This is a genomic window from Candidatus Bathyarchaeia archaeon (assembly GCA_041447175.1).
Lineage (GTDB): Archaea > Thermoproteota > Bathyarchaeia > Bathyarchaeales > Bathycorpusculaceae > JADGNF01.
In genome coordinates this window covers 1025093-1050317 of the sequence record CP166960.1, presented here as the reverse complement: position 1 = coordinate 1050317, position 25225 = coordinate 1025093, and the positions used below count along the sequence as shown (strand labels likewise).

General features: G+C 46.9%; 20 protein-coding genes and 1 tRNA gene. 11 read left to right on the top strand and 10 right to left on the bottom strand.

Annotation, left to right across the window (positions count from 1 at the left end; translation table 11 throughout):
- Nucleotides 1-67 precede the first annotated feature (67 nt).
- From ACBZ72_05525 to ACBZ72_05510, 4 genes are all read left to right on the top strand, one after another.
- On the top strand, nt 68-2866 hold the full coding sequence (locus ACBZ72_05525) for a PKD domain-containing protein (protein ID XES78334.1): 2799 nt from the start codon (nt 68-70) through the stop codon (nt 2864-2866).
- A gap of 72 nt (nt 2867-2938) precedes the next feature.
- Nucleotides 2939-3025: transfer RNA gene (locus ACBZ72_05520), tRNA-Ser, on the top strand.
- Between the two features lie 79 nt (nt 3026-3104).
- Nucleotides 3105-3872, top strand: a complete 768-nt coding sequence (locus ACBZ72_05515) for a hypothetical protein (protein XES78333.1) — start codon at nt 3105-3107, stop codon at nt 3870-3872.
- A gap of 211 nt (nt 3873-4083) precedes the next feature.
- Nucleotides 4084-4383: a PRC-barrel domain-containing protein gene (locus tag ACBZ72_05510; GenBank protein XES78332.1), complete on the top strand. Its 300-nt coding sequence runs from the start codon at nt 4084-4086 to the stop codon at nt 4381-4383.
- 117 nt (nt 4384-4500) lie between these two features.
- On the opposite strand, the gene ACBZ72_05505 is transcribed toward ACBZ72_05510, so the two are convergent.
- The 4 genes from ACBZ72_05505 to ACBZ72_05490 all read right to left on the bottom strand — a co-directional run bounded on the left by ACBZ72_05505 (nt 4501) and on the right by ACBZ72_05490 (nt 6523).
- A complete protein-coding gene (locus tag ACBZ72_05505) occupies nt 4501-4833 on the bottom strand; it encodes an SHOCT domain-containing protein (protein ID XES78331.1) in 333 nt (110 codons plus the stop codon).
- Between the two features lie 236 nt (nt 4834-5069).
- On the bottom strand, nt 5070-5318 hold the full coding sequence (locus tag ACBZ72_05500) for a hypothetical protein (protein ID XES78330.1): 249 nt from the start codon (nt 5316-5318) through the stop codon (nt 5070-5072).
- 365 nt (nt 5319-5683) lie between these two features.
- The gene (locus ACBZ72_05495; protein XES78329.1) at nt 5684-6001 is read right to left on the bottom strand and encodes a hypothetical protein; all 318 of its coding nucleotides are present in this window, start codon (nt 5999-6001) and stop codon (nt 5684-5686) included.
- 150 nt (nt 6002-6151) lie between these two features.
- Nucleotides 6152-6523 (bottom strand): hypothetical protein, encoded by a 372-nt coding sequence (locus tag ACBZ72_05490; GenBank protein XES78328.1) that lies wholly within the window; start codon nt 6521-6523, stop codon nt 6152-6154.
- 399 nt (nt 6524-6922) lie between these two features.
- On the opposite strand from ACBZ72_05490, the gene ACBZ72_05485 reads away from it, so the two are divergent.
- Entirely contained in the window at nt 6923-7852 is a 930-nt protein-coding gene (locus ACBZ72_05485) for a hypothetical protein (GenBank protein XES78327.1), read from the top strand.
- Nucleotides 7853-8126: 274 nt separating this feature from the next.
- Here the strand turns inward: ACBZ72_05485 and ACBZ72_05480 are convergent, their stop codons facing one another.
- Nucleotides 8127-8642: a DUF6325 family protein gene (locus tag ACBZ72_05480; protein XES78326.1), complete on the bottom strand. Its 516-nt coding sequence runs from the start codon at nt 8640-8642 to the stop codon at nt 8127-8129.
- A 221-nt stretch (nt 8643-8863) separates the two neighbouring features.
- Here ACBZ72_05480 and ACBZ72_05475 point away from each other — a divergent pair, with 221 nt between their 5' ends.
- From ACBZ72_05475 to ACBZ72_05455, 5 genes are all read left to right on the top strand, one after another.
- Complete coding sequence (locus ACBZ72_05475; protein ID XES78325.1) at nt 8864-11218, top strand: arylsulfatase; 2355 nt, start codon at nt 8864-8866, stop codon at nt 11216-11218.
- A 40-nt stretch (nt 11219-11258) separates the two neighbouring features.
- A complete protein-coding gene (locus ACBZ72_05470; protein XES78324.1) occupies nt 11259-12134 on the top strand; it encodes a bile acid:sodium symporter family protein in 876 nt (291 codons plus the stop codon).
- Nucleotides 12135-12160: 26 nt separating this feature from the next.
- Nucleotides 12161-12532, top strand: coding sequence for a DUF1622 domain-containing protein (locus ACBZ72_05465; GenBank protein XES78323.1), 372 nt, complete (start codon nt 12161-12163; stop codon nt 12530-12532).
- Between the two features lie 159 nt (nt 12533-12691).
- Nucleotides 12692-15421, top strand: a complete 2730-nt coding sequence (locus ACBZ72_05460) for a glucosidase (protein ID XES78322.1) — start codon at nt 12692-12694, stop codon at nt 15419-15421.
- A gap of 306 nt (nt 15422-15727) precedes the next feature.
- A complete protein-coding gene (locus ACBZ72_05455; protein XES78321.1) occupies nt 15728-16513 on the top strand; it encodes a sugar phosphate isomerase/epimerase family protein in 786 nt (261 codons plus the stop codon).
- Here ACBZ72_05455 and rnz read toward each other — a convergent pair.
- From rnz to ACBZ72_05430, 5 genes are all read right to left on the bottom strand, one after another.
- Nucleotides 16502-17422 carry a ribonuclease Z gene (gene rnz / locus ACBZ72_05450; protein ID XES78320.1) on the bottom strand — a complete coding sequence of 307 codons (921 nt, stop codon included), beginning with the start codon at nt 17420-17422 and terminating at the stop codon, nt 16502-16504. The genes ACBZ72_05455 and rnz overlap by 12 nt on opposite strands.
- A gap of 5 nt (nt 17423-17427) precedes the next feature.
- A complete protein-coding gene (locus ACBZ72_05445) occupies nt 17428-18465 on the bottom strand; it encodes a DNA methyltransferase (GenBank protein ID XES78319.1) in 1038 nt (345 codons plus the stop codon).
- On the bottom strand, nt 18465-19343 hold the full coding sequence (locus ACBZ72_05440; protein XES78318.1) for a ribose-phosphate diphosphokinase: 879 nt from the start codon (nt 19341-19343) through the stop codon (nt 18465-18467). Before ACBZ72_05440 ends, ACBZ72_05445 begins: the two co-directional genes overlap by 1 nt.
- Nucleotides 19344-19639: 296 nt before the next feature.
- The gene (locus tag ACBZ72_05435) at nt 19640-20383 is read right to left on the bottom strand and encodes a hypothetical protein (GenBank protein XES78317.1); all 744 of its coding nucleotides are present in this window, start codon (nt 20381-20383) and stop codon (nt 19640-19642) included.
- Nucleotides 20384-20639: 256 nt separating this feature from the next.
- Nucleotides 20640-23516, bottom strand: coding sequence for a DEAD/DEAH box helicase (locus ACBZ72_05430; GenBank protein ID XES78316.1), 2877 nt, complete (start codon nt 23514-23516; stop codon nt 20640-20642).
- Between the two features lie 318 nt (nt 23517-23834).
- On the opposite strand from ACBZ72_05430, the gene ACBZ72_05425 reads away from it, so the two are divergent.
- Nucleotides 23835-25163, top strand: a complete 1329-nt coding sequence (locus ACBZ72_05425; GenBank protein ID XES78315.1) for a rhodanese-like domain-containing protein — start codon at nt 23835-23837, stop codon at nt 25161-25163.
- Nucleotides 25164-25225 lie beyond the last annotated feature (62 nt).

The window sequence follows — 25225 nt, the reverse complement described above, 5'->3', positions numbered from 1 at the left end:
CTTGGACAATTATATTTTTCTCTAACGTGAACTCTCATAACTTGGGTTTCTGGAACGGGAAACAGGCGTGAAGAAAAAAACATTTCTTCGAATAACCTTTTCCTTTCTGTTTTTCCTCATGATTTCTTCTGCCTTTTTAACAATCAAACCTGCAAAAAGCGAAACAATAACCACACAAAATGAATCTATACCCATCAGTTATACAATAGCTGAAGCCATAAACGCGTGTAACCTTAACTGGACCGCAGACCCAAACACTGTCAAATTTGCAATGGTTTTCAATGCCTTACCCTTGAACTATTATGATACGCTTATCCAGCAGCTTGTTTCTTGTGAGGATTGGGTTAATGTACTGAGGGTAAAACGGTTCAGTGAAATCGACGGTTACGATTCTCCGATAATTGAGCAGGCTACGCGTCAAGCTTTGATTGAGCTTCCTATGCTTAAGAATCTTCCACTTACTTGGCAAGATGGCGACCAATCTTACTTCAGCGTCAGGAACCGCTTTGTTTTGAACGCGTACCGTTATGCCCCTCAGTACAATTTGACGGAAAAATGGAACACAACCGCCGCGTACCAAGACCTTCTCATCACCTATCAAGCCGCTGGCAAGCCCTCACTGGGCTATAATCCTTTGGACTCAGTAATTTTCCAGTGGCAACCTCGCTATTACGATGAAGCTGCCGAAACCTTAGATGCGTTTGTCAAACTTAACGATGAGGATGCTGACCTATGGAATTATATTCAAGACACTTTTTGGGGCGGACGAATTTACGGATACAACGGGTACAACAGCAAATACGAGTACGAATGTGAAGTAGGCTCCTTTGCAATAATAATAGGCAACTACTACGTTGCACGTGGGCAAACGCTTCCGAATTTTGACCGCGTGTATTTGGATTTATACAATAAGCTTTTGGCGCAGGGGCTGCAAAGTGTGGCTTGGGGCATCCCAGGTGTGCTTAGCCACTCGGAAACTAACCATGAGCTACGACTTGAAAACACGTTAATTGCCATTCAAGCGCTACATGCATACACTGGGCTATCGTCATGGAAGAACGATTTTGCAGATTTGCTTAACGAAACTAAAGCCGCCACCGCCCTCCTAAACAGCCCCCTCTACTCACACGGAACGTTCAGAAGCACCAATCAGACTGAATTTTCTGACATTGCGACCGCTGAGGGAATGATGACCCTTTTCTTGGAAGGAATAATTCCAGAAACAGGAAGTTTAGCGATGCCCCTAAACGACGAAGGCTACCAAGAGGCATGCTGGTTGTCTTCTGCTTCCCTTTTCGGTTTTGACTACCCAAAATCAACCATCCGCATCCCCGTTAACGTGGGAAACTTGACGTTTCAGTTCGGAACTAACCCCGTTTCGTACACCTTTCCCCGTTCGGGAGTTTACGAAGTACAATTTGACCAAAACTGGAACAGTATCCTAAACGTAATCAAGTTAGGTTCTTTAGATACCCAATTTACGTATTTTCCTTCTCCGATAACTCTTCCAAGCGCTAACTTTAGCTGGGCTGAAACGTTGGCTTTGGCGAATCAGTCTTTAACCTTTGACGCTTCAACCTCTGTGCCTGGTTCAAACAGAAGTGCCCCAACGCCTATAACCCGATACGTTTGGGATTTTGGTGACGGTAACACTACAGACACAAACTCTTCCATCATCAGCCACGTATACGACTTCGGGGGTACATACCAAGTTAGTTTGCTAGTTAAGGACAAGGAAGGCTTCATCGATTCAACATCAAACCTGCTGCCTGTGTATGTTCCTTTGACTTTGAGTTATTCTGTTCAGGGCGGAGCGTCGGGTTTTCTTGCTCCCCAATTAACTTATACTTTTAATGGGACAAAGCAAACAAGCACTCTTTCGTCTTCCACCACAATGTACGCCTTGGATTCAGGTACTTCATGGTCCATTAAAAATCCCGCCTCCAATTTATCCCCTGAAGAAAGATGGCAAACCACTCAACAAACCGGGGGAATAGCCAGTGTGCCCCAAACAAAGGAAATACTTTACCACCATCAATACCTTGTGACCGCAGCCTATTCAGTCACAGGCAACTCCCCTCCACAGCCACCCAAACTTTCTTCAACTGCCTTCTCCTCTCCAGCTGTCCACCTCCTGACGAGTACGCCCACAAAAATCTGGCTGGACAGTGGAGCCGCATATTCAACCCCCAGTTTATTATCCTGCTCAAATGCTTCGGAACGTTGGCTATCCGACTCAGCAGCGCAGGGAACAATCAGTCAACCCCAAAACATCGCAGTCCAATATCAGCACCAGTTTTTTGTAACAAACCAGGCAACTCCACCCATCGGCGGAGAGACACAGCCAGACAGCGGCTGGTATGATGAGAGCGTTTCTTTGCAACTCGTGGCTTCTCCAAATTCTGGGTGGCAATTTGAAAATTGGTCAGGGTCAGGTGCAGGCGCGTACTCTGGGGCAAGTGAGGTTCAATCGATAACGGTTGGCGGGGCGATTAATCAAACCGCGACTTTTCTTGCGGGGTTAACGGTTGAAGCATCCGAGCAGCTTTCTGTTTCCTACGCTTACGCGAACGTTTCAGGTGAACTTCTTCATGGTTCTTCTCAAACGGTTTATGCTCCTTATGGAACCAATATTACGCTAACGGCAACTTCGGCTTCCTTTTTCTATGTGTTTGGGAGCTGGAGTGGGGCAGTGGAAAGCGGCAATAGTAGTGTTTGTTTACTGTTGGGTTCCCCTTTGGATGTGCGTGCAACTTACTCGTATAACTACGTAAACATCGCTTTCACGCTGCTAAGCAGCCTTGGGGCAATCATTGTTTTCTTGGTGGTTTTGGTTAAGCGGCAAGCCGCACATAAGTCCGTTTAGCGGACTTTTTTTGATCCAAAACCAAAATAATAATTAATGTCGTGGACTATTGAGTAGCGTCAGCTTTGGCGTGCGGGGTTCCCCAAGCCTGGTATGGGGCAGGCCTGCTAAGTCTGTGGTCGCAAGGCCACGGGGGTTCAAATCCCCCACCCCGCGCCACACACAATTTTAAGCTCTGCGTGGGGGTCTTCACAGTTTATTAACATAAACAACCAATAATCACAACTGGGTCATGTGTATGAAACAGTTTGTTGTCACACCCTCCGCTGGAAAACGACTAATCGCCAAAGCAATCGCCCAACACCCAGACGTAAAAGCAGCCCTCAAACAGGGAACAATCGTTGTTGTGGCGGGAACCACAAACGGCTACATAGCAGAAGAACTCTTAAGCAGCCTTGGCGTTTCTGAAGAGTTTTCCCGCAAACGTTTCTTCCGCGGCATCACTTTACCGCCAAACCAAGCCACAACCTCTAAAGGACGTCTAAGTGATGACAGCCAGTTTCCTGGAGATGTCGTAATATCCAAGGGTGTCTGGCAAAAAGGCAAAGAACTCAATGATGTAGCAGCGGACCTTAAGGAAGGCGATGTCATCTTGAAAGGCGCCAACGCAGTAGACCTGCAGAAGAAGCAAGCTGCCGTGCTCATCGGGCATCCGCAGGCGGGAACCGCGGGCACCATTTTGCAGGTGGTTGCAGGACGCAGGGTCGGTCTGATTATTCCTGTAGGTTTGGAGAAACGCGTGCCCTGCGACTTGTTTGGGTTGGCGGAGAAATTGAATGCGCCGGGTGCCACTGGTCATCGTTTTTTGCCTTTGCCGGGGAAGGTTTTCACGGAGCTTGATGCCTTAGCGCTTTTGACGGGTGTTACTGCTGAGGTTATCGCGGCTGGTGGTGTGTGCGGTGCTGAAGGTAGCTGCTGGCTTGCAATTACTGGCTCCGAGAGTCAAGAGCAGGTTGCCCAAAAGCTTTTGTCGGCGCTTGATGCGGAACCCCCATTTACCCTCTGATTTGATGGCCTGTAGTGTCGTAAATGATTCTGCTTTTTCTTCTTGGATTAATGTTTAGTCTGCTTGTTGTTTGCGATTATTCATTTTTTAAGTGTTGACTATTCTCTTTTAACTGCTCTTTATGAAGCTTAATTAACAAAAAATTATTGTAGTCAAAATACTACTACAAATGTTTTTATTAATTCACAAATATTTTTTTGTAGTGATAATTATGGTGAAAGTAAATGAGCTAAAAGGAAAAAAGGTTTTTGCCAAACGCGGAATGCTCATCGGCAAAGTTGAAGACGTGGAATTAGACGAAACCACTTGGGGTTTAAAGTCAGTGGACGTAAAACTTGAAGATGAAGTCGCAAAACTCTACGGCGCCAAAGGGGGCTTCATGACCAAATCCGTAGTGCCTCTACCCGCAAACCTCATCGGCCAAATGGGCGAAGACATAATGCTAAAAGAAGAAATCAAAGACGTTTCATCCCTGCTTGACCATCTAAAAACACCCCACACAGTAGTGTAGCCGCTTCCAAACTAAAATCCCCAATTTCCTCACCTGAACCATCCTTTTTGTGGGAAGAAAGCCAGCGCTTCTCTTCCTGTTTTTTGGTACCCTCAAAATCGGGTTGTGCACGTTATTTCATAGTATCTTGTGTTTTGGGGGAGCTATGCCTAAAATTTGCGCTTTCTTTTCCTCAAACTCTTTCTCAGACAAGACACCTTTTTCTTTAAGGTCCGCAAATTTTTCTATATCCGCAATTTGCTGGTCTGTAGCATCTACAGGTTGAATTCCAGTTTTTGTCATGGCGGCGTTAAGTTCATCTTCGGTCATGGTTTCAGGGTTTTTTCCTGTCTGCTGCTGGATTTGCTGTTTCTGGCTTGTTGTCATCATAAGTAGGGCGGTGCGTCTTCGCCATCTTCTCCTGGTTCTGCGTCTGGCGCCTCCACGACCAAGCGGTCCTGGTCTAAACATTCACATACCTCCATAACTATGCTTGATGGCTGAAGAAAATTAGGCAATCAAGGACGCCGATTCCAGTTTCAATCAATTCGTGCCTGTAATCGTGTTTTAACCTAATTTTCTAACAGAACAACTTTGTAAGATGAAGTTGATTAAGAAAATAAGTCTTTGTTGTAGGCTTACGACAATGTTTTGCCTGCCTAAAAATTCGTTTTTCCTTGAGTAGAAAGAAAAGAATGTGAGAAACCTTACAATGTGCCCGCGCGGCCGCAAATGGCCCTCATTGCCAGCTCTCGGTATTCTCTGAGGCCACAGTTGAAGCAGACCCATTCCTCTGGGGCTTCGTGGATGCCGTTTGGTGTATGTCCCATTATGTTGAGTTGTCGGTGGACGTCGCAGCAGGTTTTCATTTTGTTTCCGCATTGGGGGCAGAAACGTTTGCCTTGACGTTCCGCTTCTTCGATGATGCGGATGTTTTCAACAAGTCGGTTACTCACGGTGACCTTGCCCCCGAATATTTTGTGGATTGCGGGATCTTTTTTCGGACTTAGGGTTAAGTCTTGCTAAATTTGTGTTTAGTTTTATTTTCAAGTCCCATCATCTCTTCACGTAATATGTGTATTTATCCCCAGTGAAGACTAGGTAGTTGCTTTCACAAGAACTAATAAGGCTTGCCCATGCAACAGGCAAATTCTCTATAGAAACGTATGCAGCTGAATTTCAAACCGAAAAAATTGGTTTCGTAATCAGGGAGTTCATTTTGGTTACGTTTACAAAGCACGCGTGAATAACGATTAAACTACACAAGGCGAGCTTCAATTTTTAAAAATGTGAAGAAATGAAGGATATTTTGGTGCTGGTGTTACAGCTTTGATAGAAGACCAAATATTCCTCCAATTATGATTAGCCAAGCGGTAAACCATGCACCCAGTAGAGATGCAGCCACACCTATCAGTATCATCAAGATTGCTGTTGGGACATTCGAAACAAATTTGGCTCCGCCAGCGCAGATTATGCCTAGCACCAGCATTACTATTCCCCAAATGAACGCGGTTAATGAAAAAATCGGTGCGAAGATTAACCAGAAAATGCCTAGAATTCCTGCAATGCCCATAAAAATAAGAATCAATCCGCCTATTAACGTCATGATGAAGCCTATTGATGCAAATGCGCGTATCACGGTTTCACCTCCCAACAATTTGTGACCTTAGGTTATGATTTTATTCAAGATACAAAATTTGTTTAATAGACTGAAAAAAGTAGAGGGTTCCACAGTTTTAAGAGTTTGTGACTGATGCCGCTCAATAACAATCCATATTGTCGGGGTTTGCTAAGTGAATATTTCTTTTAAGTAAGTTTTAGCAAACTCTGATTCTTCCACGACTTCCAGCTTGCGTTTTCTTATTGTACTTTGGACTTTTCGAGTCTTCTTCAACTCGATGTATGCGGAGACGCTTATGTATGCCCCATAGATTGTGATGATGCTGAGAAAAATGTAGACTATTATGTCTATTCGAAAAGCTTCGGGGAGGTAACCTGAAATGTAGGTGAAAGTTGCCGCTGCTGGAGGCGCAATCAACGCAAGCGATAAACCTGTGCGCAACTGGGCAAGCTGTGTTCTTTCGACTGCTAAATAGTTCCTTTCTGTTGCCAGTAGCGTCCGAATCAAGGCTAACCGCGTATTTTCATCCATAAACTCCAACCAGTGATTCCCCAAGGTTTTTAATGCGTTTCAAAAGCGCATCCATAGCATCAGTTTTTTCCGTTGGCATTTAAGAACTGGCTATCCTCTACAGGTCTATAGAATCCAGAAAGATTAAAACTTTTCAATTTTTAACCTTGTTTGAAAACTTTTTCCCGTTTTCTGGCGGCCTTTAATGACCTGTTGTTGTGTAGGTGGCGTGTTGTAGTCACATAGGTTTATTTGATTTTCAAATTGTGGATAAATACAGGTTTCTACAGGGAAGGTTTTTTCATGCCGCGTGTGAGTTGTCGACGGGTGTGGTTGCGTTTTATTTTTGTGTTGGTTGCAGTTGGGTTTTTGTTTTCTGCTTCTGCTGCTGCCTTTCTTCATACCTGTGTCGTTAATGCTTACCCATCGGTGCCTTTGGCTGATGAACTTGACCTTCCATTAGCGCAACGGGAAATCCCCGAAGCAGAATACGAGAACAACACTGTTTACATCGGTCTTTGGTTAAATAATATCTACAGCTACCAGTATCTTTCAGGCTCATACACTCTTGACATTTACCTTTACTTCTTCTGGGTTGACCCCAACATCGAGACAATTGATTGGTATCTAATGAACGGGTATCCGGTTAATCCTGCAACCACCGTTCTTGTAAGCAGTGACTTAACCGGGGATGTGAAATACGAAATTTACCGCATAACCGGTGCCTTTAGCTCGCCACCTGATGCAAGCGATTTTCCCTTCGACACAATCGAATTAGTGGTCGCTGTCGAGTTGCTCACCCACGGATACAACATACAGCTAGTTTGGCTTGAAAATGAGACCGGCATTGACCCCGGTTTTGAGAATTCCCGTTGGGTAACCACCGATATTGAGTTGTCAGTGGCGACTCATTCTTACCCTTTGGCTGTTGAGCTTCCACGAGCAGAGATGGTTGTCACCCAGCAAAGGCAACGAGCTGCAACGAGCATTCAAAGTTTCATAACGCCCATAATTTTTAGCATTGTGTCAGGTTTTTCTTTTTTATTCAACCTCAAGGATGCGGGGTCAGTTGGTCTACGCTTAGGCTTAAACACCTCCATGCTCGTTACAACTTTATTGTTTAATTTCTCAATAAGCGCCACAATTCCGCCTTCCTCATCACTTACCATTTACAGCCTATTCATGTTGTCAACCTTGGTTTTCATGGTCATGAACCTGATTGTAACAATTGTCGGTTTCGTACTCTGGTTCTTTTACAAAAACGAGGCGTTAACAAGACGTGCTAATCGATGGGGATTCATACTTTCACTAATTGTTCCAGTGATATTCTTCGTAATTTTCTACCTCTTCAGAATCTAACCTTCAGCATCCTTCAGCATCTGAGAGTTCAAACCTTGAAAATCATGAACCTACCCATTTTCACCGATGCCTGTCAAAAGACCCTTTTGTGTGGCGCCGGATTTTTGTTACAAAAAAGCGTTATATCTGAAGCTTTTGCTTTTGTTCCTTAGCCACCGGTCAAAGTAAAGTAAAAAAGAAAAGAAAGGAAAGACTGCGCAGTAAAATCAAATCGTTTGCTTACGCAGTTATCGCCGCTACGGCGTCATTTCAAAATGTGCTATTGTTTTCTTTTTTAGGATTCTGCTAATGCTGCTCCGATGTCCATTACTATTTCTGGAGTTAGCATACCTTGTGCGAGCATGATTCCGTCGGCGTCGACTAATGCTTCTTTGATTTTTTTCGCCCACAGATGCTCCACAATCATCAGCAGTGCCGAGCTGTTGTTTGGAATTTCGTCTGCAATTCGTTCAATTTCTTTTCGTGATAGGCCCCTGTCGTTTTCGGCGAATTTTGCGCCTGCTTCTGCGCCCGTTTTTGCTCCTTTTGGTCCGGCGGCGCCCAAACCCAGCAATTCACCTATGACTGAGTCAAGCTGCTTGATTTCTTTCCTGCCTAAGTCTGTGCCTTTAGCCCAGTCGATGTTGCCTTGTTCGTCTTTCATGACAAAGACATAGTCAATCATTCGGATGATGCCTTTGTCTCTGGCTTCGTTGAGCGCGGGGACTATTTCGCCTCTGAACTCGTTTCCGGGAAAGCCCATCACAAACAGTTGCATGGGGCCATACATGACGGATTTTTGGCTTGACATAACCATCTTTTTTGGTCTCCTTAAAATTTTTTCAAGTAGTTAATATCGGATACAATTTTTAAGTATTTGTAGCTGTAATGATGCAGCAACACCGATGTGTGCTGTGGCTTGACAACTAGTAATGTCTATGTAGGCATTAAATAACAATCACAAATCTATTTAGCAGAGCAAAGGTTTCCACATGTGACGAAGTTCTGAAAAACAATGAAAAGGTGAGTTTTATGCCTTTAAATGAGTATAAACCTGGAAGCGCATTTTCTGGAATCATCGGTCGCACGGTTGACCAGTCAAGTCCAGCTTGGCCGATGCCTCTTCGAGCCAAGGAAGGTTCTCCAAATGTTTTGTTCATAATTTTGGATGACACCGGTTATGGTCAGCTAGGCTGCTATGGAAGCCTCATATCCACACCTAATCTGGACAGCCTCGCCTCCAATGGCTTACTCTACACCAACATGCACACCACCGCGCTGTGTTCGCCAACTCGGTCATGCATTCTAACTGGAAGAAATCACCATTCAAACGGGATGGCTGCAATAACCGAAATCTCCACTGGCTACCCCGGATATAACGGCTATATCCCCTTCGAGAACGGTTTTCTTTCAGAGATTCTTCAACAAAAAGGATACAGCACATACGCGGTGGGGAAATGGCACCTAACCCCAGCTAACGAAATTTCAGGCGCTGGACCCTACAACCGCTGGCCCTTAGCCCGCGGGTTTGAACGGTACTATGGCTTTTTGGGCGGCGACACCAACCAGTACTATCCTGACTTAACCTCAGATAACCACAACGTTCGACCGCCAAAAACCCCTGAAGAAGGCTACCACTTAACCGAAGACTTGGTAAACACAGCCATCTCCTTCATTGCCAGCGCAAAACAGGTCGCGCCAAACAAGCCTTTCTTCATGTACTTCTGTACAGGCGCAATGCATGCCCCTCACCACGTTCCCAAAGAATGGGCGGACAAGTACAAAGGCAAGTTTGATGATGGTTGGGAAGCCTACCGTGAAAAAGTTTTCCAAAAACAAAAAGAAAGGGGCATACTGCCTGAAAACGCAGAGCTTTCTCGTCATGACCCCGACGTGAAACCTTGGAGCGAATGCTCCCCCGAAGAGAAAAAGGTCTATTCACGCATGATGGAGGTTTTTGCAGGTTTCCTGTCCCACACGGACTACCACATTGGCAGACTGCTGGATTTTCTGAAAAGCATAGGTGAGTTCTACAACACGCTCATAATGGTTCTGTCGGATAACGGCGCCAGCGCAGAGGGCGGACCGCATGGGTCAATCAACGAAAACCTGTTCTTCAACAATGTCCCCGAACTGTTAGAAGATAACCTTAAAATGCTGGACAAAATCGGTGGACCCGAAACCTTCAATCACTACCCGTGGGGATGGACATGGGCTGGTGACACGCCATTTCGCCGATGGAAACGCGAAACCTACCGGGGCGGAACAAGTGACGCCTTCATAGTACACTGGTCCGCAGGCATCAAAGCCAAAGGCGAACTCCGAACCCAATATGCCCACGCCATAGACATGGTTCCCACAGTGCTTGAAGCGTTGGAAATTGAACCGCCATCAATGATTAAAGGCGTTGCGCAGTCTCCAATCCAAGGCTTAAGCTTTGCCCACACCTTCGACAACGCCACAGCCCCAACCCACCACCACACACAGTACTTTGAAATGCTGGGGCACCGCTCGATTTATCATGACGGGTGGCGAGCGGTTTGTCCCTGGCCTGGTCCCTCATTTGCCGAGGCAGGAAAACCGTTTGGTATGCCCATTTCTGCCGAGGAACTTACGCGATTAGACGCGACTGGGTGGGAACTGTACAATCTGGTTGAAGACCCAACTGAAAACAACAACGTCGCACAAGAAAACAGGCCCCGCCTAATCGAGATGATTGCTCAGTGGTATGTTGAAGCAGGCAAATACCACGTGTTACCTGTTGACGGCAGAGGCACTTCACGCTTTGCTGAAGTTAGGCCTCAGATAGCTGATGAACGCACAAGTTACATTTACTACCCTGAAACTGAGCCTATTCCTCCAGACGTTGCTGTGAAGGTGCTTAACCGTACGCACACAATCACCGCAGACGTTGACATAACAAGCGATGCAGTTGAGGGTTTACTTGTTTCACACGGTGCCAATGACGGCGGTTACGCCCTATATGTGAAAGATAACAAACTGCACTACGTACACAATTATTTAGCCAAAGCCATATACCATATTGAATCTGAAAAAACCATTCCCACAGGCCACCATAAGCTGCGTTACGAATTTGAAGTAACTGGAAAGCCTGACCCTGCTGCTGGAAAAGGCGCTGCTGGACGCGGAAAACTCTTCATTGACAACGAACTGGTTGGACAAGGCGATATACCTGTTACTATCCCGATTGCCATTGGCTTAAGCGGAAAATTCTCCATCGGTGAAGCTCCCAGTGCGCCTGTGACTCCTGACTACAAGGGGCAATTCAAGTTTACAGGAAAAATCAACAGCATAGTGGTGGATGTCAGCGGCGAGCTCATTGAAGATGCGGAAGCAAAAATGCGTACGGTAATGGCCAGACAGTGAGGCGACCCTGATTGAACAGTGTCATGGAGGACGCGGATGATTGTCTGAGGTCGCTGCGCCAGTTGCTTCCGTACTCATTCCCCTTTTCGCATTTTTGTTCGTAGTCGGCAGTATGCTGGCTATGGGCTTTAGCCTAACCGTAAAGTTGATTTTGCAATCACTGAAAAACTTGAAAATCGTGGCTTTATCGCTCGCTGTAAACTTTCTCATAATCCCCGCGGTCATCATCGGGTTAGGGACTTTTCTTCCCTTTCCTGAAGACGTACGTATCGGTTTTTTTATTCTCGCATTAGCTGCCGGTGCACCTTTCCTTCCCAAGTTAGCTCAGTTTGCTAAGGCAAGCATTGCATTCGCCGTCGGATTAATGACGTTGCTTATGGTCGCAACGGTAATCCTTTTGCCTATTGTTCTGCCATTCATAATTCCTGAGGCAGCAATTAACCCCTTAGACATCGCCCGTCCCCTGCTGCTGCTTATGCTTTTTCCGCTCGGTTTAGCTTTGCTGATAAGGCAACGTTACGAGAGCTTTGCTGAACACGCAGCCAAACTGCTAAACTCAGTTACAACAGTAAGTTTACTGGCGCTGCTTTTCCTCTTTTTCATAGTATACTGGAATCCAATTCTTAGCACATTTGGCACAGGCACCATTCTATTTTCAGTATTCTTCATCGCCTTTGCATTGACTGCCGGTTACCTGCTGAGTGCAAAAAATCCCGACATCAAACGCGTCTCAGGCTTAGGCGCTGCACAACGTAACATCACAGCAAGTATACTTGTTGCTTCGGTCAATTTTTCCGATAAACCCCTAGTCGGCGTGACAGTTATGGTCGTATCGCTGGTTGCTCTTGTATTTCTGATGATTTCCGCTGGCGAATGGGGACGAAAAAAGCCTTCACACGCTAACAATCTCCAATAACCGAACCTTTCAGAAGGAATTTTGTTATGAGCGAAGTCGAAGAGGTTTTCAAAGAAGCCGCTGCAGGCTTAAAGCTGTTCGCCGAAATGTCCAGCGTCACCATAATCGGCGTAGGCATCGCGGTGGCGGTTTTCATGGTTTTAAGAGCGCTGCTTTCCCGAGAACGGATTGTCAGGTACCTGAAGCTTCGATTGGCTTTCGGGCGCTTTCTTATCATCGCTTTAGAATTTCAATTAGCCGCTGACATCATTGGCACCGCGGTCGCGCCCAGTTGGGATCAAATCAGCAAACTTGCCGCCATAGCCCTAATCCGAACGTTTTTAAGCTATTTTTTGGACCGTGAAATGAAAACTGAGGAACAAGAAAAAAATAAGTACGACCAAACAAAAGCCGATTGAACGTAACCCAACTTTCCATAACTTATGTTTAGACAGGCAAAGCCCCAGAACAAGGGGGCACTCCATTTTTTTGGGTCTTTGTAGATTGCAAGCAGTCACAAATTCTTATAATAACGTTTTCACATGAAAATTTTTGCGGTCATGTTTTGGTGTGATTTTATGTCTGAACAAGATAGACTAAACGACGTGCATAAGTCAAATGTGCCTTGGCGTAAATGGGGTCCATACCTAAGTGAGCGCCAGTGGGGAACTGTGCGAGAAGACTACAGCGGGGACGGCTCCGCTTGGGACTATTTTTCGCATGACCAAGCGCGGTCGAGGGCTTACCGTTGGGGCGAAGACGGCATAGCGGGCATTTCAGATGATTCTCAACTGCTCTGCTTTTCTTTGGCTTTTTGGAATGGTCAAGACCCAATTCTGAAAGAACGCCTCTTCGGCTTAACTAACAGCGAAGGCAACCACGGCGAAGACGTCAAAGAGTACTATTTTTATTTGGACAACACGCCAACGCACTCGTACATGAAGTACCTCTACAAGTACCCCCAAAAAGCGTATCCCTATACTGATTTGGTTTATACGAACAGGGCACGTAACCGCTACCAATTTGAATACGAATTGATAGACACCGAAATTTTTGATGATGACCGCTATTTTGACATTTTTGTTGAGTACGCCAAAAACTCGCCTGAAGACATTCTGGTTAAAATAACTGCATGCAACAGGGGCAAGGAAGCTGCACCCCTGAACATACTGCCTACTCTCTGGTTTCGCAATGTGTGGTCTGATAACGAGGGCAGGGCTAAACCGCAGTTAAGAGCAATGAACCTCCAGAATGTCAGCGTTGTTGAGGCTGATGAGCCGTCACTTGGAAAATACTACCTTTACTGTGACCAGGATGCCCCGCTTCTGTTCACTGAAAACGAAACCAACAATCAACGCCTGTTTGGCTCCCCTAACGTGAGCAAATACGTGAAAGACGGCATAAACGACTGCGTCGTAAAAAACGATACTTCTGCCGTGAACCCCCAAAAAGAGGGAACCAAGGCTTCAGTCAGCTGTCGATTAATTATTGGTCCGGGGGAAACGAAAACAATTCGTTTACGGCTAAGTACAATTGCGCCAAACGCACTCGCCAAAAACTCTGCGGCGGCAGAGGGCGCGGCTATTTTCGGAAAAGTCTTCGAAACCACACTTAACCAGCGTCGTCGGGAGGCTGACCAGTTTTATGAATCCATCTTTCCTTCCTCCTTCAGTGAGGATGAACGGCGAATACTGCGGCAAGCTCTTGCAGGAATGCTTTGGAGCAAACAATTCTACAATTACGATGTTGCTAAATGGCTCAACGAGCACGGTGTAGATTTTTACCATAAAAACAGCCGAAGCGTGCGCAATTCCCAATGGTTTCACATGGCAAATAACGACATAATTTCCATGCCTGACAAGTGGGAGTATCCATGGTATGCTGCGTGGGATTTGGCTTTTCATGCCGTCACGTTATCTTTGGTTGACCCCGACTTTGCAAAGCAACAACTGAACTTAATGTTGCTGGAACGTTATCTGCATCCCAATGGTCAAGTCCCCGCGTACGAGTGGAATTTCAACGATGTTAATCCGCCTGTTCATGCTTGGGCAGTGCTTTTCAATTATCGGTTAGAGCAGCAGTTGCGTGGGCAGGGCGATTTTGATTTTTTGGAAACAGCTTTCCAGAAGCTTTTGATGAATTTCACTTGGTGGGTTAACCGCAAAGACCGCAGTGGCAGTAACGTTTTTGAGGGCGGCTTTCTTGGGTTGGACAACATCGGGATTTTTGACCGCAGTGCGCCCTTGCCGGGAGGCGCCTACTTAGAGCAAGCTGACGGTACCGCGTGGATGGCTATGTACTGCCAAAACATGCTTGAGATTGCCGTTGAGTTGGCTCGCCAAAAACCAATCTACGAAGAGTTAGCCATCAAGTTTTTTGACCATTTCTTGTGGATTGCGCATGCTTTGGAATCCAGTGGAATCTGGGACGAGGACGAAGGCTTCTTCTACGACATACTACGTTTGCCTCCCGATGTATCAATTAAAATCAAAGTTCGCTCCATGGTTGGCTTAATCTCGTTTTGCGCCAACAGCATTTTCCCCTCTGACACCTTAGACAAACTGCCTAACTTTGCGGCTCGCGTTTCCTGGTTTACTAAAAATCATCCTGAACTAATAGCCGCCATTCATCGCCCTGGAAAACAAGGAACTTCAGGACGTTTTCTGGTTGCTTTAACAGACGAAACAAAGCTGCGTCGGATTCTTTCCAGGATGCTGGATGAAAACGAGTTTTTAAGTCCCTACGGAATTCGCTCATTATCGCGTTCCTATGCTGGAAACCCGTACTCTCTTAACTTGTCTGGTCACGATTTCAGCATAGATTATCAGCCTGCCGAATCCACAACTGCAGCATTTGGCGGAAATTCAAACTGGCGAGGACCCATCTGGTTTCCGATTAACGTGCTTATTCTTCGGGGGCTCCTTAACTTGTACGGTTATTACGGTAACAGTTTCCTTGTTGAGTACCCTACTGGCTCAGGAAATAAGCTGAACTTGTTTGAAGTTAGCAAACGAATCGCCGCACGGTTGTCAAACATCTTTTTGCGAAACAAGAATGGGTTACGCCCTGTGTTTGGCGGAAACCCCAAGTTTCAAGTTGACCCTTACTGGAAAGACAACCTTCTCTTCTACGAGTACTTCCATGGCGATAACGGCGCTGGGCTTGGTGCAAGCCACCAGACGGGGTGGACTGGGCTGGTTGCTGTTTTGATGAAGCTTTACGGGTCTTTAAGCAGTGAGCAAGTTGTGGAGTCTGAAGCGAGCGGAGCACGTGCATTAACTGGCAAGCGTTCAAAAAACGAACAATAACCCTATACATGGTCATTTCGAGCACCTTCCCGTTGGCAGTAACCTTGAATGGCTTTTTCCTAAAAGTCAACGCTTCAACCTGTTCATATCAGCAGACATTGACCTTCGCAGTGTTCCTCGCCTCTAATTTAACTTAACTTTTTGTCCGCAAATAGGTAGCAACATAAAATCTGTTATGTGTTTTTCGAAAGTTGTTGTCAGAGGACCTGTCTTTAACGGTAGCGTATGTGAAATCACGCGTCAAAGGTGACTAGAGTTATTAGGTGCGAGCTAAACTGTAAACGCAAACCCTCTTGAGGAATCCGAATGTCCAAACCCCGAATCGGGCTTTCTATGCTTTATATGCTCAGCGAACCCTTCAACAAAATGACCAAACAACTTGACAAAACCCCCGTTCCACACGTTGAAATCGTTGATGATGGAACTCACACCTTAAACAAAAAACGTGTAGCAACCCTTAACGAAGCCGCAAAATCCTATAATCTCAAGTACTCCATCCACGCCCCCTTCGCCGACATAAACGTCGCCTCCCCCAGCAAAACCATGCTTAAAGCCACCATGAACCGCCTCAAACAAAGCCAACAATACGCCAGCGATTTGGACGCTTATTTGTGGGTTTTTCATCCCGGCTGCAAATCTGGCATAAGCTCCTTCTATCCCGGCGCAGACTGGAAACAAAACGCTCAAAGCATCACCGAACTGCACCGGAATGCGGCTGATTTGGGGTTGAAAATTGCCATGGAAAACCTGCCTGAAAAATACAACTTCCTCATGAAAACCCCCGATGACTTTAACCGTTTCTACAAGGAAACAGGCTTAACCGACATCGGCATCGTCTTAGACACTGGACACGCGCATTTGGAAGCCCAGATTGAGCCATTTCTGCAACAGTTGCCCAACCAAATCGCCCACGTTCACATCAGCGACAACCACGGAGAAACTGACGAGCACCTTGGTTTAGGTTATGGCTCAATTGACTGGCAGCAATTCGCAAAAATGCTCAAAGCCACCGGTTTCTCAGAAACCGTTCTCACCGAAGCCGTCTTTAACGTAGAGGAAACGGTGCAGAAACTGCAAAAACTATTTGCTTAAGGGCAGCTCTAACTCTAAAAAGTCCTGCGCGACTATGGTGTTGGGGAAAACCTTTTTTGCCTGCTCTAAAAGTAGCTCCGTATCCGTGTATCGTGCGCTTATGTGGGTTAAGACAAGCAGCTTGGCATCTGCCGCTTTAGCTTGTGCTGCCGCTTGGCTTGGCGTCGAATGCCCATCCACATCCGCCCTCTCCTTTAAAGCGTCTTCAAAAGTGGCTTCATGAATAACCAAATCCGCATCCGCCGCAAACGCTGCAAACGCCTCAAAAGGCTTTGTGTCACCTGAATAAACGATTTTTCTGCCTTTCCTTGGCGCCTCCGAAACCTCCTCAGTTTTCACCACGCGCCCATCAGGCAAAACAAAGTCCACGCCACGCTGCAGCAAGCTCCAAGCTTCACCCAACGGAACACCCAATGCTTGGGCTTTTTCTGGGTGGAACTTTCCTGCACGAGGCTTTTCCTCAAACGCGTAACCAAAGCTTACCATCGAGTGATTAGTGGGGGTCGCAGAAACTGTGTATTCCTCTTGGTCACAAACCACGCCTGAACCCTCAAACTCATGCACGGTGACCTCAAAGGTAAGCTGAAACTGAAGCGTCTCCCGCGTACACTCCAAAAAACGCGCTAACCCCACAGGACCATAAACATCCACAGGTTTTTGCCTATTCATCAACGCCATTGTCTGCAAAAGCCCCGGCAAACCCAACACGTGGTCCCCATGTAAATGCGTAATGAAGATGTGCATGCCTTTATGCAACCCTGTTTTGGCGGTTATCATTTGCCGCTGTACTGCTTCGCCGCAGTCAAACAGCAACTGCTCATTGCCCCGCTGCAGCAGAACTGCTGGTAAACTTCTCTTCGCCGTTGGAACCGCCGCGCTTGTCCCCAAGAAAACCACACGTAAACTCATACGGGTCACCTTTTTTCGAAGACAGCTACTTCCCGAGTTAACGACCGATGCACATAAGCAAAATGTGACTCCAGATGCCTAAAGCCATACGTTTCACCTATGCGTCGTATGTCCAATGTTTTAGGTGCAGCAATACAAATCCGTTGCCCCCCCGCAAGCAGCGCGCTTGCAGAAGAGAAGATGCCTTCCACCATAGCACGTGTCCCGCTTTTCAGGGTTGTAGCGGATTTCCCATAAGGGGGGTCAGTGACAATGCAGTCCAAACGGGCAAGCGGAAGTTTTCGTGCGTCAGCCACAATCATGCCCTCAGGCTCCAAGCCAAAATGCCTAACATTCCGCAGTGCACCCTTTGCCATGCGCGGCTGCACATCAATCCCAACCGCCCTGCACCCAATAAGTGTGGCTTCGATAACAGTGCTTCCAGTGCCGCAAAACGGGTCCAAAACGAAACCGCCACTTTTTGGCTGCGCAAGATTAACCATACAGCGTGCCAGTTTGGCGTTCATGGCGGAAGGATGGAAAAACGGTTTCTTGCGGGCTCTGCGCTCCACAAACGGTTTAGGGATGATTTCGGCAAGTTTTATTCCAAAGACCAGCTTACCGCTGGTGAGGACGCCAAAGAAGCTTTTCTGCGGCTTTTTCAGGTACACTTTGGCTTTGGGCGCGTTTTGCAGGATGAGTTTCCCCAGCAAGCGTTCATGGTGCATGGTGGCTTCTTTGGTGGCGTATTCTTTGATTCGGCGGATGCGCACCTCAAACGTTTCCCCCTCGCAAAGCACACTTTGAAAGTTTGCTGATGCCACTGCTTCTGTGATGGCTGGCTCGTTTGCGTCACACACAAACAACTCCTCTGCACACACACGCGTGTAAGCACTTCTGCGATGCACCTGAACGACACATTCCCCGTCCGCGGTAAGCCTCAGAATTTGGTCCAGTTTATCCGTAACCGAATAGGCGTAGCCTTCTGCTTGGAGAATTGCTTGGAGCTCGGAAAAAGAGAGAGATTCGAATTCACCGCTGACCAAAAAGAAAAGTTTCGCCACTAACGTTGCGCCTTCAACGCGTCTGCAATCAACGGCGCCAACGAAACCTTGCTCAGGTGGCTTGGGACGCTGTCGGTTGAAACGATTTCTTCCACACCCGCGTCAAGGATGCGTTTTTCGGCGTCGCCAATAAACAAGCCGTGCACACAAGCAGTGTAAACGTGGGCTGCACCTTGTTCACGCAAAATCTGTGCGGCACCAACGATTGTTCCGCCGGTGCTGATGATGTCGTCGAAAATAATCACCGTTTTACCTTGCACATTTAGGTGGGCTGCGGTTTGGGTAGTTTTGCCGGTGTAGCGGTCACGATGCTTCTCCAAGTGCCCTACTTCACCGCCTAAAACCGCTTGAGCTTGCTGGGCAATGTACATGGCGCCTTTGTCTGGTGCAAGGGCAAACGCGTTTTGAATGCCTTTTTCCACAAAGTACTGCGCAAGCTGAGGAATGGCAGTCAAAGTTTTGGCTGGGAAGGGAAACTTTTCCAGTGCAGGTTCGGAGTGAACGTTTATGGTCAGAAGTTGGTCGATTCCAGCGGCTTTGAGCATGGCGGCTAAGGTTTCAATGCTTATGTTTTCGCCCTGTAGAAAAATTTTGTCTTGCCGAGCATAACCCAAGTAGGGCGTGACAACGAGAACTTTTGTGGCTCCATTGCGTTTTGCCGCTGCAGCCATAAACGCCAACTGCAAAAGCCGTGTGTCCTGTGGCGCGCACGTGGTTTGCACAATTGCCCCCTCTTCGCCTTCAACGGTGCCTTCGAGGCGGATGTAGCTTTCGCCGTCGGGGAAAATTCTTGAAGCCACGGGGACTTTTTCGTAACCTGTTAGTTGGGAGATTTTTTCGCCTAGCTCCTGCGAGGCGGGTCCAACAATAATCTTCACTTTAGTATCCCTCATGTTAACTGGATGGGTTCGGTTGGGTTTAGGTTAACTTGAACGGCTGCTTTTTAACTTTCCCCACGTTACATCCAGTGCGTTCACCCGCCCTTTTTTGGTCTTTTCCCTCTGCTGGTTGATACAGCATCTGGCTGTGTTTGCCCAAAGATTCTTGATTGGTTTGTTGAAGTAGAGTGCTGCCTCCAATGTTGTCTGTGACAAGTAACCCACGTTTTTGGGTTTGCTGCCAAATGTTCGGGTAAAGAAAAAGAGAGAGTGAGAATTTAAAAACGTGAACACGGTTAGGGCAGCACAGTGGTTATTGTCGCTTCTGAAGCGAAGGTTCCAACAAACCGCGTTGATTTTTCGCCTGTCATATTCCACGTTGGGCAATTGAAATACACAAATGCATCGGATATTTCGCTATCAAACGTTATCTCTGCGCCTGAAGGCAGAGCCGGCATAGTTTCTGTTTTATGGGTATCATCGTCTGTTTCTTCAAACATTATAGATAGAGGCGGAAGGGTAAATGACGACAAATTATTGAACATGTTTGGAGGAAGCGAAACTTCTATGGGCACCGCTAAATTAACAAAGAGTGCATCATCCTCATCATTGTCGTCTACGTCGTCAAAATCATCATCACCCAACCACACTTCAAGATCGCTGTTATTGACAAGTATGACATTTTGTTGGTCGGGCAGTGTCCAAACAGCGCTGCCATTGTACACGGCCTCGTTGAAATCTAATGATTGTGCATTATTAGTGATAAGGGCAACGGGCACAAATTCTGACGATTCGTTCCCTAACGAGAGACGCAGGTAATCTCCACTTCCTGAGGAACCATTTTGAATGTTTACCGCCAATATGCTAACGTTAAACGGTTGATCCAAAGGCTGAACATTTGCGATTCCATAGCTGCCGTGGTCCGTGTACGTTGTGTCGTTTGTTGAATCCTGAGCAAAAACTGGTGCAGCCATAGCCAAGGCGATAACTAACGATAACGAAAAAGCCAGAGTGTCTCCAATGATGCGGTATTTTCTCATCTTTTCACCTCCACTAAAAATTTTGGCGCTTGACTTTTGCGAAAGCAAAAGATGGTAAAGCCTGTTTATTATAATAAACATAAGCTAGTCACGTTTGCTAGTCACCACGCCAACGGGTTTTTTCTTGGCGAAGAAAACCAGGCAACAATTCTCTGGGGTTTGGATTAACGCGAAACGAAGCAACGAACTATATCTTAGTCAAGTATGGCACCTTAAAGCCAGACCGCCTATACCTTCAAGCAACCCATTTGGCTGGTTAACCGAAACGTTTGCTTAACGTTTTTCTTTCCACATCCATAACCAACTCGTAAAAACGGTCCGTTAACTTGGGCTCCTTTTCCAGCACATCCCTAACCTCTGCAGCCTTCACTTTTCGCGCGCTCAAAGCTACCGCTGCTGGCTTCCCAAACTGTTCAATCAGCTTTGCGGTGTCTTCGGCGATGGTGCGCAGTTTTTCTTCGTCTTTGGTAAGCTTTTGACCTTGTTTCTCGATGAGCGGGTCCACTTTTTCCTCTTCCACCTTTAACAACCCCAAAGCTGAACTGCCGCATCGAGGGCATTGGGGTCGGTCGGGGAGGTCAGCTACGCGAATCATTTCCGCGTAGTTCCAACAGTTGGTGCAAATGAAGTTTCCTGTCTCGTTAAGTAGCCTTGCCTTGGCGGATTCAATAAGAACTGCCCGCATCCGTTCAGGCGGGATAAGGTCGGTTTTCATGCTGACCCTCTCGATGCCTGTTCGCGCCACAGGTGTGGGGTTACCTTGGTTGTCCACGGGCAAAAGCTGGATTTCCCCGCTGCCCACCTGTTTTAGAACCCTTGCCAAGCCGTCGGCGTCAAGGTCTTTGGTGAAGACCTCTTTTAAGCCCTCTTCGTAGATGGGTGTGCCCTCAAAGCTTTGGATAAGCTTTTGCAGGCTCACGTTACTAAAGTCAGCCCATTTTTTTAGGGCACCAAACCTGCGGGCAACATGAATCACGCGGCGTTTGAAAAGTCCTGTCTTGATTGTGGATTTAGTGAGCGTTTCTTTAACCGTTTGCTCGGGCATGCCTTTTAGCTCATCAAAAACTTCGATGAGGCGGATGACGTCGGCTCGTCCCATGGTCTGCACAAAAATTCGGTAGGGGTCATGCTGCACGACGATGCCAAATCCCAGTTTGTCGCTGAGAACTTGCCCTAAAAACTGCGCCAAAGCACGGTTGATTAAGCTTCCAAAGTTGCTGTGGATAATTACGAATTCGCCCCAATCCTCAAACACAATGCGGCTGGGCGTTGGCACAGGAATACCTGCGTTGACTTGCTCGGCAGTCTCACTTAACGCACGGGTAATGGTTTGAGCGTCAGCAGGATACGTCTCCGCCAGCAAACCCGCGGTTTGCTCCACCGAAAAACCGCCTTGAAGTTTTTCCTCCACGAACCCGCGGATTTGTGCCACCCCCTGGGCAACCTCAAAGGGCACAGGAATTTCCTCTCCAATCCAGCTGGGAATGCTGCCGCTGGGGTCCTCCTCGGGACGCACGTACACCTTATCGTCAGTCACATGAGCAATCTGCCAGGGGCTACCTCGAATGATAAATTTGGTTCCCACCTTTCCATACTCAGCCATGAACGCCTCATCCAACACGCCCACGCTGCTTTCCGTAGTTTGGTCAATGACCAAGAACTGCTTCTCCACAGGAATCATCGACAAGTTATCAAAGTAGTACTCAAAAAGCGCCTTGCTTCGGGAGGGCTTAAGAGCCACCTTATCCTCAACGCTAACCCACGCAAGCCTTGGAAACCGCGTATGCATGTACTTGAGGACTTTCTCTACATCATCCATGGTTAAGTCTGCGTATGGAAAAGCGTTTTGGCAAACCCTCAGGATTTCGTAAAAGTCTAACCGCCGCGTTTTCAAAAGCAAACCCGCAACCTGATGGGTCAATGCGTCGTAGGGTTTAGGGGGAACTACCACTGTCTCCATCTCCTCCTTGAGAGCGCGGTTTGCGATTACGAGGGCTTCAAGCGTGTCGTCGCTGTCCATGCCAATTATTACGCCCCGCGCCACATGCCCATAACTGTGCCCTGCCCTGCCAACCCGCTGAATAAGCCGCGTTACCTGCCGCGGGCTCATGTACTGGATAACTAAGTCGATTCTGCCCACATCAATGCCCAACTCGAGGCTGCTGGTTGCAATTAACCCCTTCAGTTCCCCACTTTTTAGCCCCGTCTCTGCGGCAAGGCGGCTGGGCTTGGCGAGGCTGCCGTGGTGGATGCTGACGGGAAAGTTCATGTCCCAAACTTTGAGTCTGCTTGCCAACACTTCGCTAATGGAGCGGGTGTTGGTGAACAGCAAAACTGATTTGTGTTTAAGCATGTACTCTCGGATTACCCGCAGCCTTGCTGCCACTTCAGGATGCGTAAACAGCTTCCCCGCTAAACGCGCATCATCCTCAGTGGGTTTGGGAAAGAGAATCTGCAGCTTTACCATCTTGGCGACTGAGACCCGCACAATTTCCACCGGACGCTGGGAGCCAACAAGAAACTGAGCCACAGTTTCGGGGCTGCCGATGGTGGCAGAAAGTCCAATCATCTGAAAATCTTTGCCGATGAGGTTTCGGATACGTTCCAACGCGAGGGAGAGTTGGCTGCCACGTTTGCTGTCCGAAAGCTCATGGACCTCATCGATGATTACCCATCGGAGGCTTTGCAGAGACTGCCTTAAAAGCCACCCCGAAAGGATAGACTGCAACGTTTCAGGCGTAGTTATCAGAATGTCGGGGGGGCTTCGGGACTGACGCACCCGCTCTTTTGAGTCCGTGTCGCCATGCCGCACCGCCAACCGAATATCCAAGTTGTTACACCACCATGTCAACCGTTCTAGCATGTCGCGGTTTAGTGCCCGCAACGGCGTAACATACAGTGCTTTGATGCCTGGTGTCTTGGGTGCCTGAAGAAGCATACTGAGCACAGGCAAAAATGCAGCTTCGGTTTTGCCGGTGGCGGTGGGTGAAATTAAGAGGACGTTTTTGCCTTCCAAGATTTTGGGTATGGTTTTCTCTTGGGGCTCGGTGGGTTTTGGAAACCCCTTTTGTTCCACAAGCCTTCGAACAGGTTTTACGAGTAACTCAAAAACGTTCTCAGAAGCTTCTTGCAATCCGCTTTAACCTCAACGGGACACAAGTAAAGCGGAAAATCTGCGGTAAAAGCATTTTGGAGACACCAACAACTTCATGTATACTGACGCCCCGTAACCCCTCTAACACCAATTCTTGCTTCGTATTCGCCTTTTCCTCGCTAAGGTTCTTGAAAAATGTATTCAGTTTACAGTTAATTGCGCAGTCACTCATTTTTTAAAAAAGTGTTTTTTGTTGGGTGGCGGTGCAATTTGTGCCCAAATTGGGTCTGACTCGTCCAAAGTCTCTTAACAGTTTGCAGAGAGCTATAAATCACCGGTAGAAAAGGGCTGAGAAAAATGTTAAAAATTATGGAGTTTAGAAAATTGGTTACCGCCGTACTGTTATCAGCTCTAATGCTTTCGATGCTGGTATTAGTACAACCTGCTCTCGCAACGCCTAAACTGGTCGACTCCCAAGACATCACTGTACAACAAGCCTACGATATGATTAAGCATCAATCTACAAGAGGCTCAATCATCATTTTAGACGTTAGGAATGAAAATGAATACAACCTTAACCATTTGTACGGGGCCATTTCAATCCCTCTTGATGAACTTGAAATACGAACAAATGAGCTTGATATGGACGCCAAAATAATTGTTTATTGTGGGTCTGGTGGAAGAAGCGCGATAGCATCTAAAATCCTTACAGATCAGGGCTTCGACGGCGTCTACAACATGATTGGCGGAATAACAGCGTGGATACAAGCTGAATACCCAGCTTACATTACATCTCACAATGTAGCCGTGGACACAACTGGCGAAAACGGAGTTAATATTGAAATGGAACCTTTGTTAATGCTAACGGACTGTGTCTTATGCAAAACAAGTCAAGGGTGCCAAGACGCCAGTGAAATAACTAACATTCAGATTACCCCCCTGTATGAGGGAGCAGATTACACAGTAACTATGGTAACGTATGAACTCAACGGAACATTGCTTGAGTTTACAATCACTGAAAGTGTATTGTGGCATTATAGCAACAATACTAATGGTGTGAGCGAAGCGGCAAATTTCTCCATGATTACAATCACTAGTAACGTGGCGTCGCTACAGTATTACAGCCTTGATTATTTGCTCCAACATGCGGAATACAATTTTACAATAGCTACTAATCTCACACCGCTGGACGCAAAGACTTACAACAGCTCCGTTACTATCGTAAACTTCGTACCAGTTGAAGCATCTAAAATCCTCTCTCTGGACCTCGCAGAAATTAACTCTACTGTCACGTTATCACAGTTGTATAACACACTTGATGAAGTAGCTACAAAGATAGGCCAAGCTTACATTAAAGAGGGACAGAAGAACAACGAAGCAAAACTCGAGCAGCTTGGTCAAAACTATCAGCTAATGGCTACGGAACTTAGCCGCTTTTCTAGAATAGTGCAAGAACAACTGCCACAATACGATAAAGAAATCCTTAACAATTTAGCAGTATTGATAGACCCCGAACCCGAATGCACACTATGTCAAGTTGCGCTTCCTCTTCTCACAATGGGCTGTATCGGCATATGTTTTCTGTTTCCACCAATATGTGCCTACTGTGCTACACTTGTTTACTACTACCTTGTACTAGAGTTTAGCGCCGCCATAGCCTGTGCCGCAGCTGGTCTCTGTCCATAGCCTTATCGCAAAAAATAAAAGTGCATAGGAGGTAACATACTAGGATGAACTGCGAGGCAGAA

Bases quoted from the DNA above. Each gene is read 5' to 3' on its own strand.
- ACBZ72_05425 (XES78315.1), top strand. From the start codon at position 23,835: ATGTTAAAAATTATGGAGTTTAGAAAATTGGTTACCGCCGTACTGTTA.
- ACBZ72_05475 (XES78325.1), top strand. From the start codon at position 8,864: ATGCCTTTAAATGAGTATAAACCTGGAAGCGCATTTTCTGGAATCATC.
- rnz (XES78320.1), bottom strand. From the start codon at position 17,422: ATGAGTTTACGTGTGGTTTTCTTGGGGACAAGCGCGGCGGTTCCAACG.
- ACBZ72_05435 (XES78317.1), bottom strand. From the start codon at position 20,383: ATGAGAAAATACCGCATCATTGGAGACACTCTGGCTTTTTCGTTATCG.
- ACBZ72_05460 (XES78322.1), top strand. From the start codon at position 12,692: ATGTCTGAACAAGATAGACTAAACGACGTGCATAAGTCAAATGTGCCT.
- ACBZ72_05480 (XES78326.1), bottom strand. From the start codon at position 8,642: ATGTCAAGCCAAAAATCCGTCATGTATGGCCCCATGCAACTGTTTGTG.
- ACBZ72_05455 (XES78321.1), top strand. From the start codon at position 15,728: ATGTCCAAACCCCGAATCGGGCTTTCTATGCTTTATATGCTCAGCGAA.
- ACBZ72_05510 (XES78332.1), top strand. From the start codon at position 4,084: ATGGTGAAAGTAAATGAGCTAAAAGGAAAAAAGGTTTTTGCCAAACGC.
- ACBZ72_05515 (XES78333.1), top strand. From the start codon at position 3,105: ATGAAACAGTTTGTTGTCACACCCTCCGCTGGAAAACGACTAATCGCC.
- ACBZ72_05465 (XES78323.1), top strand. From the start codon at position 12,161: ATGAGCGAAGTCGAAGAGGTTTTCAAAGAAGCCGCTGCAGGCTTAAAG.
- ACBZ72_05505 (XES78331.1), bottom strand. From the start codon at position 4,833: ATGTTTAGACCAGGACCGCTTGGTCGTGGAGGCGCCAGACGCAGAACC.